The sequence below is a fragment of the Soonwooa sp. T0.1_25 genome (assembly GCF_057652215.1).
This window is the reverse complement of sequence record NZ_JBYFBZ010000004.1, coordinates 170,694-187,026: the sequence shown is the minus strand read 5'-3', so window position 1 is coordinate 187,026 and position 16,333 is coordinate 170,694. Positions and strand designations below refer to the sequence as shown.

The following is a 16,333-nucleotide window of genomic DNA, read 5'->3' as shown; positions in this document are numbered from 1 at the left end:
TAACATGGATAAAATATTTGCATTTCTTATTCTACTAGCAGGTGTATTAGTAAGTTATTTTGCACCAAGTAAATATGACTATTCATACAGTATAATTTGTGGGATAGTTTATTTGGCTGTAATCATTGTATATTATTTAGTTAGAAAAAAGGATAATTACTTCGATTTTGATTCGCTTTTCTTTTTTACCCTTTTTTTTGTGACTTTGTATTATCCGATTTTTATGTACGAAACGGATGCCACGAGATATGTTTTCTTTTTGTTTCCCTTTGATTATCATGTAATTCCGAAGTCCTCCTCTATAGCGGTTCTTGGTGTAGCATGTTATATTTTTGGTGCTTTAATGTTTGTGAAAAAACCAAGACCTATTACCCAACCAAATGAAGTGCAGCAATTAACGAGAATAATAAAAACTAAGAAATTCTATTTCATTGCATTAACATTATTTGTTTTATATATTTTAACAGGTGGATATCAAGAATTACGCGCAGTTTATTCTGGTGGTAATTATGAAGCAAATGCTGTATCAAAATATATTAATCTGTTTTGTGCTCCATTTTTATTTGCAGGTATTATTTGTGACTTCTCAAATATGAAACGGCTTTCGCCCGATAAGTTTTTATTTAGAAAAATTAACGTAATTGCATATATTTCAACAGGTGTCATTGTTGGAGGATTAATTTTAGCAGGTAGTAGGACTATTCCTTTACAAGTCATATTGATGGTATTTGGTTTATATTCATTATTGTATAAGAAAATTTCTTTACTCAAATTTTTTTCTTTCATTATTCTAGGTCTCGGTATAATGTTTACAATTGTTGTAACGAGAGGATATAAGCAGGATAGCAAATTTTCGGGTGCCGATATTGTGATGGACTTGATTATTAATAATCGAAATAATTTTCTTGCTATTGAAGAAGTGAAAAATAATGGACTCACTTATGGAACATCTTTGTTATCACAATTTGTAGCACCAATTCCTTTTTTTCAAAATTTACTGCTTGAGATGGGGCTCGAAGAGCAAGATATTACGTCTCAAAAACTTTTCACATATTTGACATATGAAGAATTAGCGAAGTTTTATGGAGTAGGTACAACGATAGTTGCAGACGTTTATATTGCATATGGAGATTTTGGAATATTTATCTTCATGGCATTTTTAGGATATTTTATTAATAAAAATAGAGAAAATGCTCAGTATAGTATTTTTTCCATGACTATATATGGGGTTCTCATTTCTTATGCAGTATATTTAGCAAGAGCGGAGTATTTCTTCTTTATGAGATATTTGATTTGGACTTTAGTCGTGGTTTTCTTTGCAACTAAAAAAATTAGATTTAGTTAATGATAATTATGGTTTTATTTTTTATACTTTTAACATCAATAGATTAATATGAAACTTTTGTATTGTATCCCATCCTTATCAACAAGTGGAGGAACTGAAAGAATTCTAATCGAGAAGATTAATTTTTTAGTTAATAATAATATTGATGTTATTGTTGTAACAACAGAGGGTATTAATGCAAAACCTTTCTTTTCTATTGATACTAGAATTAAAATTGTTGAATTTAATATTAATTTTAACGATAATTTCAACGATAAATTATACCGTAAGTACATCAATACACATAAAAAACTTAAAACGTATAAAGCTAGACTTGAGGAACTTTTAGTTTCGGAATCTATAGATATTTGTATTTCAACAGGCGCAAAAGAAATTGAGTTTTTGTATAAACTTAAGGCAAATTGCAAAAAAGTGTGTGAATTACATTTTTCAAAAGAATATAGGAAACATGCTTATTTATCTCGTAATCTTAGTTTCTTTTGGGAATTAATTGGTGATTATAGAACCAAGCAATTTATTAAACAATGTCAAGGCTTAGATAGACTTGTTGTTTTAACAAAAGAAGACGAGAGAAGCTGGAAACTTACAAATATTAATGTAGATCAGATATACAACTTTAGCGCAATAGAGTCAGATCAGGTTTCTGAGCTCGATAATAAAGTAGTTATTGCTGTCGGTCGCTTAACAGAACAAAAAGGATTCGATCGACTTATCCAAGCATGGTCTATTGTTTCTCAAAAACATCGTGATTGGACTTTAAAGATTTATGGAACTGGTGAGCTTGAAGAAAGCTTGAAAGATCAAACAGAAAGACTTAATCTTTCTGATTCAATTTATTTCGAAGGTCAAACTAAGAATGTGACTGAAAAAATTCTCGATAGTTCTATTTTTGCTCTATCTTCTCGATATGAGGGATTTCCATTAGTCCTTTTAGAAAGTATTACATGTGGGGTTCCTGTTGTAAGTTTTGACTGTAAAACAGGTCCAAATGAAATAATTATTAATAACGATTGTGGTATTTTGGTAGAAGATTCTAATATTGATAAGTTCGCAGAAGCTTTAGGTGTTTTAATGAATGATTTTGAATTAAGAAGAGCGAAAGGAAAGGCTGCGAAAGAAACTTCTGAAAAGTTTTCAAAACCATTTATTATGAATCAGTGGATTGAATTGTTTAACAAATTAACTGACAGATAATAATGCTACTAATAGACGCTATTTTCATTAATAACGGAGGAGGGAAAATTTTACTCGATTATCTGTATGAAGTTTTAGATAAAACGTCATTAAATATAGCCATGCTTATTGACGAACGTATTAAGGATGAGTACGAAGCCAAAAAAAGCACGCACATCAATTGTGTTTTTCTCAAAACATTTTCTGAAAGGAATAAATATTTAAAAGAAAATAGAAATAAGTTTGAAAAAGTTTTATGTTTTGGAAACATACCTCCAAATATAAAAATGAATGCTACAACTTATACATATTTTCATCAACCAATGTATTTAAGTATACCTAGAGAATTTAGCTTAATGGAAAAAATTAAGTTTAATATGAAGATTTTTATTCTGAAAAAATTTGATAAAAACACCAATTTTTGGATTGTTCAGAATAGATTTATTAAAAAAGGACTAGGCGAAAAATTTAAGATTAACAGCGACAGGATATTAGAAATTCCCTTCTATCCACCTTTTTCAACACAAGATACTGTAGAAAGAGAAAAAAATACTTTTATATTTGTCAGTAATGCGACTCCTAACAAAAATCATATTAGATTAATCAACTCTTTTTGTAATTTTTATGATAAATTTGGAATAGGAAGACTTATCTTAACCGTTAGTGATAGTTTTCCAGAAGTTAAAGGTATTATTGCAGATAAAGTGAAGCTAGGCTACCCAATTCAAAATTTGGGATTTATAACACATGAAGAATTGTGTCTGTATTATCGAAAATCTGAGTATTTGATATTCCCATCATTAGCAGAAAGCTTTGGATTAGGAATTGTTGAAGCTATTGAAAATGGATGTAAAGTTATTGGGGCTGATCTTGCATATATGTACGAAGCTTGTGAACCGAGCTTAACTTTTGATCCAACTGATGAAAATAGCATTTATGATAGTTTTTGTATAGCCACTAGCCAAAACCTACCTGATAGTAAACAAAATGTTTATAACAATATTGATGAACTTATAAAATTATTGAAAGATTAACCAAATGCAAATAAAAAATAAAACACTTCTGATAACAGGTGGGACAGGTTCTTTTGGAACAGCTGTCCTTAATCGTTTTTTAGCAACAGATCATTTTAAAGAAATTCGCATTTTTTCTCGTGATGAGAAGAAGCAAGATGACATGCGCAATCTTTATAAAAATGAAAAAATAAAATATTACATCGGAGATGTTCGCGATTACAGTTCGGTAGAGCCAGCAACACGAGGAGTAGATTATATTTTCCATGCAGCAGCATTGAAGCAAGTACCATCTTGTGAGTTTTTTCCAATGCAAGCCGTGAAAACCAATGTTGAAGGTACGCAGAATGTTATTCGTGCGGCTGCAGTTAATAAAGTACAAAAGGTAATTTGCCTTTCTACCGACAAAGCAGCTTATCCAATCAATGCCATGGGTATTTCTAAAGCAATGATGGAAAAAGTAGCGGTTGCAGAAGCAAGAAACTTGACTGATACTGTTGTGTGTTTAACACGTTATGGTAACGTTATGGCATCTCGCGGTTCGGTAATTCCTTTATTTTTGAACCAAATTCAGAAGGGAGAACCTATCACGATTACAGATCCAAATATGTCTCGTTTTTTCATGTCATTGGAAGATGCGGTAGATTTGGTATTATTTGCGTTCGAAAATGCTAATCCAGGTGATTTATTTGTAAACAAAGCTCCTGCAGGAAGTATCGGAGACTTGGCTAAAGCATTAATCGAAATGACAGGTAAAGAAGTTCCTGTTAAAATAATTGGAACACGTCATGGCGAAAAATTGTATGAAACCCTTTGTACAAGAGAGGAAATGATGAAAGCCGAAGATATGGGTGACTTTTATCGTATTCCAGCTGACAACCGTGATCTCAATTATGCTAAATATTTTTCCGAAGGAGAAGAAGATGTTTCTAAAATTGAAGATTATCATTCTCACAATACGGAGCAACAAGGTGTTGAGGGTCTTAAAAAACTAATTTCAACTCTACCGTTAATCCGTAAAGAGATTTTTGGTGAAGATGTAATGCAGTATCCTTATTAATTTTAAATTCGAAATTTCAAGAATATGATTTTTGAAGGTAAAAAGCATCAAGACGAAAGAGGAATCATCACATTTAATAATGAATTTGATACTTCTGAAATCAAACGTATTTACACCATAGAGAATCATTCCTTAGATTTTATTCGAGGTTGGCAAGGGCATAAAGTTGAACAGCGTTGGTTTGCCGCAATAGAAGGTGAATTTGAAATTTCTGTCATTGAAATTGATGATTTTAATCAACCTTCGAAAGATTTGAAGATTTCGAAATATCATTTAAATGATGAATGTTTAACTTACCTGCATGTTCCTTCTGGACACATTACCGCAATCCAGGCAAAGAAGGAAGGTAGTAAATTGTTGGTTCTAGCAGATTATGCCTTGGGCGAAATTCAAGATGAATATAGGTTTGCATTAGATTATTTTAAAAGCTAATAATGAAAAAAATAGGAATTACAGGACAAAATGGTTTCGTAGGAAAGCATTTGTACAATACTTTAGGTTTATTCCCAGAAGAATTTGAAAGAGTAGATTTTCAAAAAGAATTCTTTGAAGATGAAACCAAATTGGATGAATTTACAGCAAAATGTGACGTAATTGTTCATTTAGCAGCAATGAATCGTCACGAGTCAGAACAGTTTATTTACGAAACCAATGTCGGTTTAGCTCAACAATTGGTTGAATCTTTAAAAAGAACAAATTCCAAAGCGCATGTTTTAATTTCTTCTTCAACACAAGAAGAACGTGATAATCTTTATGGGAAATCAAAACGTGAAGGTCGCGAAGCCATTGTAAATTGGGCAAATGAAGCTAGCGGAAAAGTTACAGGCCTTATTATTCCTAATGTTTTTGGAGCATACGGTAAGCCTTTTTATAATTCATTTATCGCAACGTTTTGTCATCAATTAACGCATGGAGAAACGCCAACAATCGCCAACGATGGAGAAGTTAAACTTATCTACGTTCAAGAATTGGTGATGACGATTATTAATGAAATTCGTTCAGAGAAAAGTCAACCAGAATTATCTGTAGAGCCAACTGCAACTAAAAAAGTTTCTGAAGTTTTAGCTTTATTAAACGATTACAAAACTAAATATTTTGACGGTGGCGAAATCCCAGTTTTGACTGATAAATTCCAACATAATTTATTCAATACCTATCGTTCTTACATCGATTATAAAACGCATTTCCCAGTTAAATTTACACAACATACGGATCCAAGAGGAGCTTTTGTTGAAGTTATTCGTTTGGGAATTGGCGGTCAATGTTCATTCTCAACAACGGTTCCAGATATTACAAGAGGAAACCATTACCACACACGTAAAATCGAACGATTTGCTGTGATTAAAGGAAAAGCTTTAATTCAATTAAGAAAAATTGATACGGATGAAGTTCTTGATTTTTACTTAGACGGAACCGAACCAGCTTATGTAGATATGCCAATTTGGTATACACATAATATTAAAAACATAGGAACTGAAGATTTGTATACTATTTTCTGGATCGATGAACCATTCAATCCTGAAGATTCTGATACCTATTTTTTAGAAGTGTAGCAGAGAGGTAAAAAGTGTAAAGTAAAAAGGTAAAAGTATTTTAGTAATGGAAATAGACTTGTTAAATAGAATATTTTTATTTGGTATAGCAGTTATTAATTTTTTAAGAACTTTGCCTGACAGTAGTGATTTGAAAATAATAAAGTATCAGCTGATAAAGTCATCAACATCTATTGGTGCTAATTATGAAGAAGCACAAGCTGGATCGTCTAAAGCAGATTTTATAAATAAAGTAAATATCTCTCTTAAAGAAGCAAGAGAGGCAAATTATTGCTTAAGACTAATTGAAGCTTTGGAAAAAGAATCATCTGAACTCACTGTTATAATAAAATAAAAGAATCAAAAGAAATTAATAATATATTAGGAGCCATTGTGAAAAATGTTAGAAATAATTAAAGACAACGATTTAATTTTTCCTTTTTCCTTTTTCCTTTTTCCTTTTAACTTAATAAGCATGAAAAAATTGAAAGTAATGACGGTCGTAGGGACACGACCAGAAATCATAAGATTATCAAGAGTATTAATGGCGTTGGACAACTCTGAAGCCATCGAACATACAATAGTCCACACGGGACAAAACTACGATTACGAGTTGAACCAAATTTTCTTCGAAGATTTAGGACTTCGTAAACCAGATTATTTCCTAGAAGCTGCGGGAAAAACAGCCACAGAAACTGTTGGAAATATTTTAATTAAAATTGATCCACTTTTAGAAGAATTGAAACCTGATGCATTTTTGGTTTTAGGAGATACTAATTCTTGTTTGTGTGCGATTCCTGCTAAGAAAAGACATATTCCGATTTTCCACATGGAAGCAGGGAACAGATGCTTTGACCAACGTGTTCCTGAGGAAACGAATCGTAAGATTGTAGATCATACTGCGGATATCAACTTAACTTATTCTGACATTGCTCGTGAATATCTATTGAAAGAAGGTCTTCCTGCAGACAGAATTATCAAAACAGGTTCACCAATGTTTGAAGTTCTGAATCATTATTTACCAGAAATTAAAGCATCTAATGTTTTAGAAAAATTAGGTTTGGAAAAAGGAAAATTCTTCGTTGTGTCTTCTCACCGTGAAGAAAACATCAATTCAGAGAAAAACTTCCGTGGATTAATGACTTCGCTTAACGCAATTGCAGAAAAGTATCAATATCCAATTATTGTATCTACGCATCCACGTACGCAAAACATGATTGATAAGATGCAAATCGAGATGCGTCCAGAAATTCAGTTTCTTAAACCACTTGGTTTCCACGATTACAATGCGTTGCAAATGCATGCGTATGCATGTCTTTCAGATTCAGGAACAATTTCTGAGGAATCTTCTATTCTTAACTTCAGAGCATTAAATATTCGTCAAGCGCATGAGCGTCCAGAAGCGATGGAAGAAGCATCTGTAATGATGGTAGGTTTGTCTCCAGAAAGAATTATGCAAGGTTTAGTTCAAGTGTTGCAGCAGAAAGTAGGTGATGAAAGAAACTTCCGTCCTGTTGCAGATTATTCGATGCCGAATGTTTCTGAAAAAGTGGTGAGAATTATTATTTCTTACGCTGATTATATTAAAAGAACAGTTTGGTCGGAGGAAATATGAAAAATGTTTTTTTTGTTTCTGAACTTTTTTACCCTAATCAAACTTCAACTGCGTACATCATGACCGAAGTTGCAAAAAATTTTGCAGCAAAAGGAAATAATGTAAAAGTTGTTACATCTAAAATTCAATATGATTCAAATGTAACAGTAGGAAAAGAATTAGAAGCTATTGAAGTTTTTAAGAGTAAAAGTTTTGGAGGAAATAAAAATTCTTTTTTCAGCAGAGTCTTTAGTGCTTTGTTTAATAGTATTGGATTAGTATGGACGACTGCTAGAAAAATAAAGGCGGGAGATACTGTTTTCGCAGTTACAAATCCTCTTTTTCTTATAATTTTATTAGGTATTTTAAGTAAAATAAAGCGTTTTGATTATGTTCTATTAGTGCATGATGTGTTCCCTGAAAATACAATTCCTGCGGGAATCAATAAGAAAGATTCTTTTGTTTACAAAATTCTATTAAAAGTATATAACTGGGCTTACAAATGCCCGTCAAAAGTTATAGTACTAGGGGAAGATATGAAGCAGTTGATTATTGCAAAAGGTGTTTCGCCCAATAAAATTGCGATCATTCCTAATTGGTACGATGACGAGCTTATAATTCCAGATTTTGAAAAACCAAAAACTAATGAAGATATTGTTATTGGCTTTGCCGGAAATATAGGTAGGGTTCAAGCATTGGAACGATTTATAAATATTTTCAACAAAACAGAAAATTCCAACCTGCGTCTTGAAATTATAGGTGAGGGAGCGAATTTAGAAAGCTGCAAAGAACTTGCTACGAAAAAGAATATTTATTTTCGTGGTTCATTGCCAAGAAGCGAGCAAAGTGATTTTATTAACGGGTTCGACATTGGTTTAATATCGCTTTCTGAGGGAATGTTTGGACTTGGAGTTCCTTCGAAAACTTATAATTTATTAGCGATGGGAAAACCTGTTTTATACATTGGTGATCAAGGTTCGGAAATTGACATGCTGAATAATGTAAATAATATTGGTTGGTCATTTTCATGGAATGAAGAAAATGAGATTTTAAGATTTCTTAATTCCTTACAGAGAAGTAATATACAAGGTTATATGTCAAGAAATCAAAATTTAGCAAAAGAGAAGTTTTCATCTAATGTTGTTTTAGATTTAATTTATAATTTTGTTTCTCACTAATAAATATGGAAAGCGTAATAATTTTTGGAGCGTCTGGTTTTATCGGTCAAAATTTATTAAAAAAATTACCAAATAGTTTTGATGTTAAAGCTATTTCTTTAAGAAATAAGAGTTGGAAAACTACAAGTAAAGATTCTGACATTTTTATAAATCTTGTTGGAAAAGCGCATGACCATAAAGGAACCGCTACAGAGGCTGATTATTTTTACGCAAACCTTGATTTGGCAAAGGAAATATTCAATGAGTTTATACAGTCAAATGCGAAGTTATTAATACATATAAGTTCGTTAGCAGCAATTGAAGAATTTGAAAGTAATAATCCCTTATCAGAAAGTAAAAAAGCTAATCCGCAGTCTTACTATGGAAAATCGAAAAGAGCAGCAGAAGAATGGCTTTTGGCACAAGACTTACCACAAAATAAAAAGATAGTCATTCTAAGACCTCCGATGGTCCATGGTCCTGGTGATAAAGGAAATCTTGGCTTATTATACAAGTTAATTTCTAAAGGGATTCCTTATCCTTTGGCTTCTTTTGATAATAGTAGATCTTTTATTTCTATTGACAATTTTTCGTTTTTTATTAAAGAGATTATTAAGAAACAAGATCAAATAGTATCTGGCATTTATCATATTTCTGATGACGAACCTATTTCAACTAATCGAATAATAGAAATTATTAAAAAAGTTGAAAATAAAAAGGTGATGGATCTTAGTATTCCGAAAACCATAGTGAAAGGCTTGGCTAAAGTTGGTGACGTTATTCCGATACCTTTAAATACGAAGAGGTTGAAAAAAATGACTAGTAATTTAATACTTTCTAATCATAAAATTAAAGCTGCCTTACAAATTGAAAATCTACCTTTGTCAACTGAACAAGGACTTGAAATAACGATTAAAAGTTTTAAATCCTAAATATTTATACTAGTTAGCTTTGTAGGAATATATTATCACACTGTAAACACGAAAATTTTTATAAACGATATTTTTTAATCGAATAGAAGGAAGTTGATTGCCGTTTTAGAAATCAGCGATGTTGAATGTGATTTTTATCTTAATTCTGTAGCCGTTACGTTAACTTTGCTATCCACTCCTAATCTATTATAAAGAAAAATTAATCCAGAATCCTTATCCTGTAAAAAATTAATTTTTTTGTCCTCAAAGCGATTTTCTTTGTTTAAAGTGAAGTATTTACTATCTTTCAATATCTGAAAATTTCCATTATTAAATAATATAAATTCAAATGTATCATAAATATCTGGTGCCAAAATCTCTATTGAGTATTTAACAGTCGTATTGTTTTTTTTATTTTCCGAAAGCTTAGAGTTGGTCAGTGATATAAAGTCTTTATTATTATTAACGATTGTTAATTGTTGATTTGTTACTAGTTCATCACTTTCTGAGTTTGACTTTTTAAGATTAATGGTTTTTCCCATGATCAAATTATCTGCAAAAAGATTTTTTTCTTCATGTACATTTTGTTGAATATAACCGTTGTATATAATTTTAGCATTATTGAAATTTGAATTCATATCTGGAGGTAGTGATACGTTTTTTAGAAATATAAGAAGTGACGCGTCGGGGATTTTATAGTTAATATCTAGTGCAAAATCTTTATTAACTTTCGTATCCCCCCAAGTTATAATGTTTTCTAAAAAAACACGTCCGTATGTGGTATTGCCAATATGAAGGCCATTACTCACACCGGCAAACATAACATTTTGGAATTGAAGGTTAGAAATTGTTTCGTTTTCTCCAATCCATATATTTGCACCTTGTAGTTTGTTTTCTTTTCTTATATCTGACACTAGTTGTTCAATTCTAATATTTTCAAATTTAGCATTTGCAAAAGAATTATATGTTGATGAGTTTTCGGCGTACAATCCATACAAGCCTTGGCACCAACTTTGACCACCCGTGAAAAGTATATTTTGTGAAGGTAAGGCTACCGATTTATAATATACAGTTGTTAAACCATAATTACCAGCCCAATGCATATAGTCTCTTACGGTAACAAAATCGCAGAAACTCGAAAATAAAATTCCCACGTCAGATAGTGTGAATAAATTATTAATGTTAGTAACTTCCGAATCTCCATTAAATTCGACACCAACATTAGCTTCTTCCATTTTATTTTGATAACCCAAGAACTGTTCTAAATCTGTTTTTGAAAATTGCAATTTATCTCCAAATAAGAATATCTTCACATTTTCTATTGTTGGCTTGTGAGCTGCGCCAACAATAAGTCCTCTATTACCTTTTATTCGGACTTTGCCTGGGGTTGACATTACTAAGGTAATGTCTTTAATATAATTATAATCATAATTACGTTCCTTAACATTTCCTCCAACCTTTCCTAACGAAAAAATGTAGGTGTTAGATTTGTCGGTTTCCATAATTACCCTAGTTTTTGCCATAGAAACTCCCTTCAACCCATTTATTTTGTACTCTCCCTTTTTGGTATAATAATCACCAACACCTAAAGAAATATCATAAAAAACAGGCTCTAGCTTTTGTAATGCATCTACAAGATCTACAGAAATGTTATATGGGAATACTCCAAACCATTCAGGGTAGGCATAATCAGTTACGGAAGTAAATTTACCAGATAAAACAATGTTTTCGAAAATTTTTATCCTATCCGCTTTAATTTGTGTCACTCTGCCATTTAGCTTACCATTAATTAATATACCTCCTTGAAAGTCTAAAAGTATCTGAGAAGCAAAATTTTCAAAATCTATGACGTTATTACCAAGGTTAAATACATAATTACCAGGAATAATTAATTTTTTCTGGTTTGTTTTTGAAACAGCTTCTAAAGCTTTTATAAAGGCTTGTGAGTCATCTGTTTTCCCATCTCCTGTTGCGCCAAAATCTAAAAGACTATTTTTTTTATCAACCTTAACTTTTACTAAATTTTTATTTTTAGAGAAAGTGTTTATTTGTTCTGGATTTTCTTTGGCGAATGTTAAAAGAAATGAAATACTAAAAAGAAAGACGGAAATGAATTTCATTACAATTATATTTAGTTAGTGATTAAAGATAATCAATTCTCTACATTCAAAAAAATAAATTATTTTTGCGCAAATTATAAGTATGATATATATAATTATTTTTATTAGTCTTTTCCTCCTCGAGCTCATCTATTTCAAAATTGCAGATAAATTCAATATTATAGACAAACCGAACGAGAGGAGTTCTCACACGCAGATTACCTTGCGTGGTGGAGGAGTTATTTTTTATTTTGCTACGGTAATATACTTTATCGTTTCAGATTTTCAGTATCCCTATTTTTTTTTAGGATTAACATTAATCACGCTTATTAGTTTTATGGATGATGTTATGACTTTATCTAATAGAATAAGACTTCTTGTACAATTGGTTAGTATGATATTAATGTTTTATCAAGTAGGCTTATTTTTTCTTGCATGGTGGATTATACCAATTGCTCTTGTCGTTTCTGTAGGGACAATTAATGCATACAACTTTATGGACGGTATTAATGGAATAACTGTTTCAAACAGTTTAGCTGTACTTATTTTATTAGCGATTGTAAATAATTCTCTAGGATTTGTTGATCAAGATCTTATTTATTATACGATTTTGTCATGCTTGGTTTTTGGATTTTTTAATTTTCGAAATAAAGCAAAATGTTTTGCGGGAGACGTAGGGTCTGTTGCAATGGCTTTTATTATACTTTTTCTTTTAGCAAAACTAATTGTGCAAACAGGCAATATTATCTACATTTTATTTTTATTAGTTTACGGGTTAGATACGGTTTTAACAATTATAAGAAGACTTTTAAAAAAAGAAAATATCTTTGAAGCTCACCGTTCGCATTTATATCAGTTTTTTGCAAATGAAAATAAAACAAACCGTTTATTGATATCGACAGGTTATGGTAGCGTTCAGTTGGTAGTAGGTTTGTTAATTATTTATTCAACCACCCAATCTGTGAATTTTCAATGGTTAATGGCAATTGGTTTGCTAGTTGTTGGTAGTTTAGTTTACTTAGGATTAAAACAAAATTTGGTAAAGAAATATCATATAAGATAAATCTTAGATGCGCTGCTATAATTGGATATTAATCTAAATTTAATATTTTTGTTGAAAATTAATGAAATGAAAACTCAAAAAATTGGAATTACATTTTCCGCTTTCGACTTGTTACATGCGGGGCATATCAAAATGTTGGAAGAAGCAAAAACTGTCTGTGATTATTTAATTGTTGCTTTACAATTGGATCCTACCTTGGATAGACCACATAAGAATAAACCCACACAATCCATCGTTGAACGTTATATTCAACTAAAAGCATGTCGTTCGGTTGATGAGATTGTTCCATATAACACAGAGGAGGATCTTATGGATATCCTAAAATCTTTTGTTATCGATGTTCGTATAATTGGGGATGACTATCGTGATGCAGACTTCACAGGTAAGCAATATTGTGAGGAGAAAGGTATTGAAATTTATTATAATAAAAGAGATCATCGTTTCTCTACTTCTGGATTAAAAAAAGCAGTTTTTGAACAAGAACAGAAGAAACTTCAACCAACGCAATAATAATAATGACGATTAAAGAAACCCCACTAAAAGATTGTTATATAATAGAACCTACTATTTTTGAAGATGCAAGAGGTTATTTTTTTGAAAAATTTAATGAAAATAAATTCGAAAAATTAACGGGTATGAATGGGCATTTTGTTCAAGATAACATTTCTAAATCTTCCTATGGCGTAGTTAGAGGAGTACATTTGCAGAAAGGAGAGCATGCACAAGCAAAATTAGTATCTTGTCTTGAAGGAAAAGTATATGATGTTGCAGTTGATCTTAGAAAAGATTCTCCAACTTATGGAAAATGGTTCGGCATTGAATTATCTGCGGAAAACAAGTTACAACTTTATGTTCCAAGAGGTTTTGGTCATGGTTTTTCCGTACTAAGTGATACAGCCGTTTTTTCTTACAAATGTGATAATTTTTATCAAAGAGACTCGGAAGGTGCCGTTGCTTGGGATGATCCATATCTTGGAATTGATTGGCAAATTCCTTTAGAAAATGTAATTCTTTCAGAAAAAGATAAACAATCCCCTAGCTTTAAAGATGAACAATTTTTATAAATATTAAAGAACCAAATTTTGGTTCTTTTTTTATTCCTAAATTTGCAAACTCAAATTCTTAATAATGCGTACAAAATCAACAGGTAAAAAGAAAATTAATATAGTAACACTGGGTTGTTCTAAGAATGTCTACGACTCCGAAGTTCTTATGGGACAGTTGCAAGCTAATGGCAAAGAGGTCGTTCATGAAGACAAAGGAGACATCGTGGTCATTAACACTTGTGGATTTATTGACAATGCCAAAGAAGAATCTATTAATACGATTTTGGACTATGTTGAAGCGAAAAGTAGAGGAGAGGTAGAGCAAGTTTTTGTGACGGGATGTTTGTCAGAGCGTTACAAGCCAGATTTAATTCGTGAGATTCCTGATGTTGACCAATATTTTGGGACGCGTGATTTACCTATTTTACTGAAGCATCTTGGTGCTGATTACAAACACGAATTAGTGGGCGAACGTTTAACAACAACACCGAAGCATTATGCCTACCTTAAAATTTCTGAAGGTTGCGACAGACCATGTTCGTTTTGTGCCATTCCTTTAATGCGTGGAGGACACGTTTCGACACCGATAGAAAAGTTGGTTGAAGAGGCTTCCAAATTAGCTAAAAAAGGCACTAAAGAATTAATTCTTATTGCTCAAGATTTGACTTATTATGGTCTTGATATTTATAAAAAACGTGCACTTGGCGAATTATTAAAAGAATTAATCAAGGTTGAAGGTATCGAGTGGATTAGATTACATTACGCCTTCCCATCAGGTTTCCCAGAAGATGTTTTAGATATTATTCGTGAAGAACCAAAGATTTGCAACTATATAGATATACCTTTACAACATATCAATTCGGATTTGTTGAAGTCTATGAAACGTGGTACAACACATGAGAAGACTGATGCTCTTTTAGCAAAATTCCGTGAGAAAGTTCCTGATATGGCCATTCGTACGACTTTAATTGTTGGATATCCAGGTGAGACGGAAGAACGTTTTCAAGAATTAAAAGATTGGGTTCGAGAGCAGCGTTTTGACCGTTTGGGTTGTTTCACTTATTCGCATGAGGAGAACACAACGGCGCATGTTCTAGAAGATGACATCCCGCAAGAGCTTAAAGAGGCGCGTGTAGAAGAAATTATGGAGTTGCAATCGCAAATTTCTTGGGAGAAGAATCAGGAAAGAATTGGAAAGGTTTATCGTTGTATTTTCGATCGTAAAGAAGGAAATTACTTTGTTGGACGTACCGAGTTTGATTCTCCAGATGTTGATAACACAGTGTTAGTTGAGGCTACAGATACTTATATATCGATTGGTGAGTTTGCGGATGTCAAGATTACATCGGCTGAAGAGTTCGATCTGTATGGCGAATTAGTATAGTTTTAAAACCTAAATAAACACAAAACCTTGAGACTTCCTCAAGGTTTTTTTATGCTCAAATTTCCGAAATTCTTAAATTCTGTCGGTTTTCAGTTTATGTTGTTGTAAATCAATATATTACCTGTTTTAAATGGTTGTAAATTTTAATATTTTAAAGTATTTGTTAGTATTTGATTTTATTTTTATGAATATGATAAATTTATCATCTGTTTCAATTTTCGAATTTTTTATAAAACCGCTTTAGATTTATTATATGTTTAAAATTATGAAATTCATAATAAATATTAAAAAGCCTTATTTATCAATGCATTAAGTAGATTTTAATCTTTTTGTAATATTAGATTTTAGTTTAAAAATTAACAAAATCAAGATAAAATTAACATTATTTAACAATCTTTGAAAAAGACTGTAAATAAAAGACTTAGCGCCTGTGTTAATTTAATTTTAAAATAATTTTAACACTTGCCGACCTCAAATTTGCGCGTTGAAGTCATTTCGAGATAACTTTGCGCAGTCAAAACAAATAAAAAAATGTTCAACATGATGAAAAGATTCATTCTAGTAATCATAATGATGATTTCAACACTTGGTATTTTCTCTTTTACTTACAAGAGTGATGCCACAGATGCTAAAACAAGTTTTGCATCGTACTACCACGATAAGTTTGAAGGTAGAAAAACAGCAAGCGGTGAGATTTTCGATAACGACGAATTTACTGCTGCTAACAGAACAATCCCGTTTGGGACAAAGGTGAAAATTACGAATCTCCGTAATGGTAAAAGTGTAGTGGTAAGAATTAATGATAGAGGTCCTTTTACAAAAGGTAGAGCGTTTGATATGTCGAGAGCAGCCTTTGAAGAGATTGGTAGCCTATCAGCAGGTCATCTTCCAATCGAATATGAAATTGTCGATTAAGATTAAAAATTTTAGTTAGTAAGAAAAAGCATCTGTAGCAA

16 protein-coding genes are annotated in these 16,333 nt (G+C 31.6%); 15 read left to right on the top strand and 1 reads right to left on the bottom strand.

The genetic code is table 11. The features are described 5' to 3' along the window. The first annotated feature begins 4 nt into the window (after positions 1–4). From AC23MB_RS07705 to AC23MB_RS07660, 10 genes are all read left to right on the top strand, one after another. Positions 5–1,345: an O-antigen polymerase gene (locus tag AC23MB_RS07705; RefSeq protein WP_487786911.1), complete on the top strand. Its 1,341-nt coding sequence runs from the start codon at positions 5–7 to the stop codon at positions 1,343–1,345. Between the two features lie 48 nt (positions 1,346–1,393). Continuing rightward, entirely contained in the window at positions 1,394–2,539 is a 1,146-nt protein-coding gene (locus tag AC23MB_RS07700; RefSeq protein WP_487786910.1) for a glycosyltransferase family 4 protein, read from the top strand. 2 nt (positions 2,540–2,541) lie between these two features. Further along, a complete protein-coding gene (locus tag AC23MB_RS07695) occupies positions 2,542–3,552 on the top strand; it encodes a glycosyltransferase (RefSeq protein WP_487786909.1) in 1,011 nt (336 codons plus the stop codon). 4 nt (positions 3,553–3,556) lie between these two features. After that, complete coding sequence (locus tag AC23MB_RS07690) at positions 3,557–4,591, top strand: polysaccharide biosynthesis protein (RefSeq protein WP_312323077.1); 1,035 nt, start codon at positions 3,557–3,559, stop codon at positions 4,589–4,591. Positions 4,592–4,615: 24 nt separating this feature from the next. Then, positions 4,616–5,023 carry a WxcM-like domain-containing protein gene (locus tag AC23MB_RS07685; protein WP_312323078.1) on the top strand — a complete coding sequence of 136 codons (408 nt, stop codon included), beginning with the start codon at positions 4,616–4,618 and terminating at the stop codon, positions 5,021–5,023. Between the two features lie 2 nt (positions 5,024–5,025). Beyond that, positions 5,026–6,144 carry a polysaccharide biosynthesis C-terminal domain-containing protein gene (locus AC23MB_RS07680; protein WP_313028351.1) on the top strand — a complete coding sequence of 373 codons (1,119 nt, stop codon included), beginning with the start codon at positions 5,026–5,028 and terminating at the stop codon, positions 6,142–6,144. Between the two features lie 46 nt (positions 6,145–6,190). After that, positions 6,191–6,478, top strand: a complete 288-nt coding sequence (locus tag AC23MB_RS07675) for a four helix bundle protein (RefSeq protein WP_487786908.1) — start codon at positions 6,191–6,193, stop codon at positions 6,476–6,478. Between the two features lie 120 nt (positions 6,479–6,598). Then, a complete protein-coding gene (wecB, locus tag AC23MB_RS07670) occupies positions 6,599–7,738 on the top strand; it encodes a non-hydrolyzing UDP-N-acetylglucosamine 2-epimerase (protein ID WP_312323096.1) in 1,140 nt (379 codons plus the stop codon). Between the two features lie 59 nt (positions 7,739–7,797). Continuing rightward, positions 7,798–8,895 (top strand): glycosyltransferase family 4 protein, encoded by a 1,098-nt coding sequence (locus AC23MB_RS07665; protein ID WP_487786907.1) that lies wholly within the window; start codon positions 7,798–7,800, stop codon positions 8,893–8,895. 5 nt (positions 8,896–8,900) lie between these two features. Continuing rightward, positions 8,901–9,806: an NAD-dependent epimerase/dehydratase family protein gene (locus AC23MB_RS07660; RefSeq protein ID WP_312323098.1), complete on the top strand. Its 906-nt coding sequence runs from the start codon at positions 8,901–8,903 to the stop codon at positions 9,804–9,806. 134 nt (positions 9,807–9,940) lie between these two features. Here AC23MB_RS07660 and AC23MB_RS07655 read toward each other — a convergent pair whose 3' ends face one another. Beyond that, positions 9,941–11,905 carry a hypothetical protein gene (locus AC23MB_RS07655; protein ID WP_487786906.1) on the bottom strand — a complete coding sequence of 655 codons (1,965 nt, stop codon included), beginning with the start codon at positions 11,903–11,905 and terminating at the stop codon, positions 9,941–9,943. Positions 11,906–11,987: 82 nt separating this feature from the next. On the opposite strand from AC23MB_RS07655, the gene AC23MB_RS07650 reads away from it, so the two are divergent. The 5 genes from AC23MB_RS07650 (at position 11,988) to AC23MB_RS07630 (ending at position 16,292) form a co-directional block, all read left to right on the top strand. Then, positions 11,988–12,947 carry an MraY family glycosyltransferase gene (locus tag AC23MB_RS07650; protein WP_487786905.1) on the top strand — a complete coding sequence of 320 codons (960 nt, stop codon included), beginning with the start codon at positions 11,988–11,990 and terminating at the stop codon, positions 12,945–12,947. A gap of 66 nt (positions 12,948–13,013) precedes the next feature. Next, a complete protein-coding gene (locus tag AC23MB_RS07645) occupies positions 13,014–13,457 on the top strand; it encodes an adenylyltransferase/cytidyltransferase family protein (protein ID WP_312323101.1) in 444 nt (147 codons plus the stop codon). Positions 13,458–13,462: 5 nt separating this feature from the next. Beyond that, the gene (gene rfbC / locus AC23MB_RS07640; RefSeq protein WP_313028361.1) at positions 13,463–14,011 is read left to right on the top strand and encodes a dTDP-4-dehydrorhamnose 3,5-epimerase; all 549 of its coding nucleotides are present in this window, start codon (positions 13,463–13,465) and stop codon (positions 14,009–14,011) included. Positions 14,012–14,075: 64 nt separating this feature from the next. After that, entirely contained in the window at positions 14,076–15,377 is a 1,302-nt protein-coding gene (gene rimO / locus AC23MB_RS07635; protein WP_487786904.1) for a 30S ribosomal protein S12 methylthiotransferase RimO, read from the top strand. Between the two features lie 540 nt (positions 15,378–15,917). Then, entirely contained in the window at positions 15,918–16,292 is a 375-nt protein-coding gene (locus tag AC23MB_RS07630; protein ID WP_313213933.1) for a septal ring lytic transglycosylase RlpA family protein, read from the top strand. Positions 16,293–16,333 lie beyond the last annotated feature (41 nt).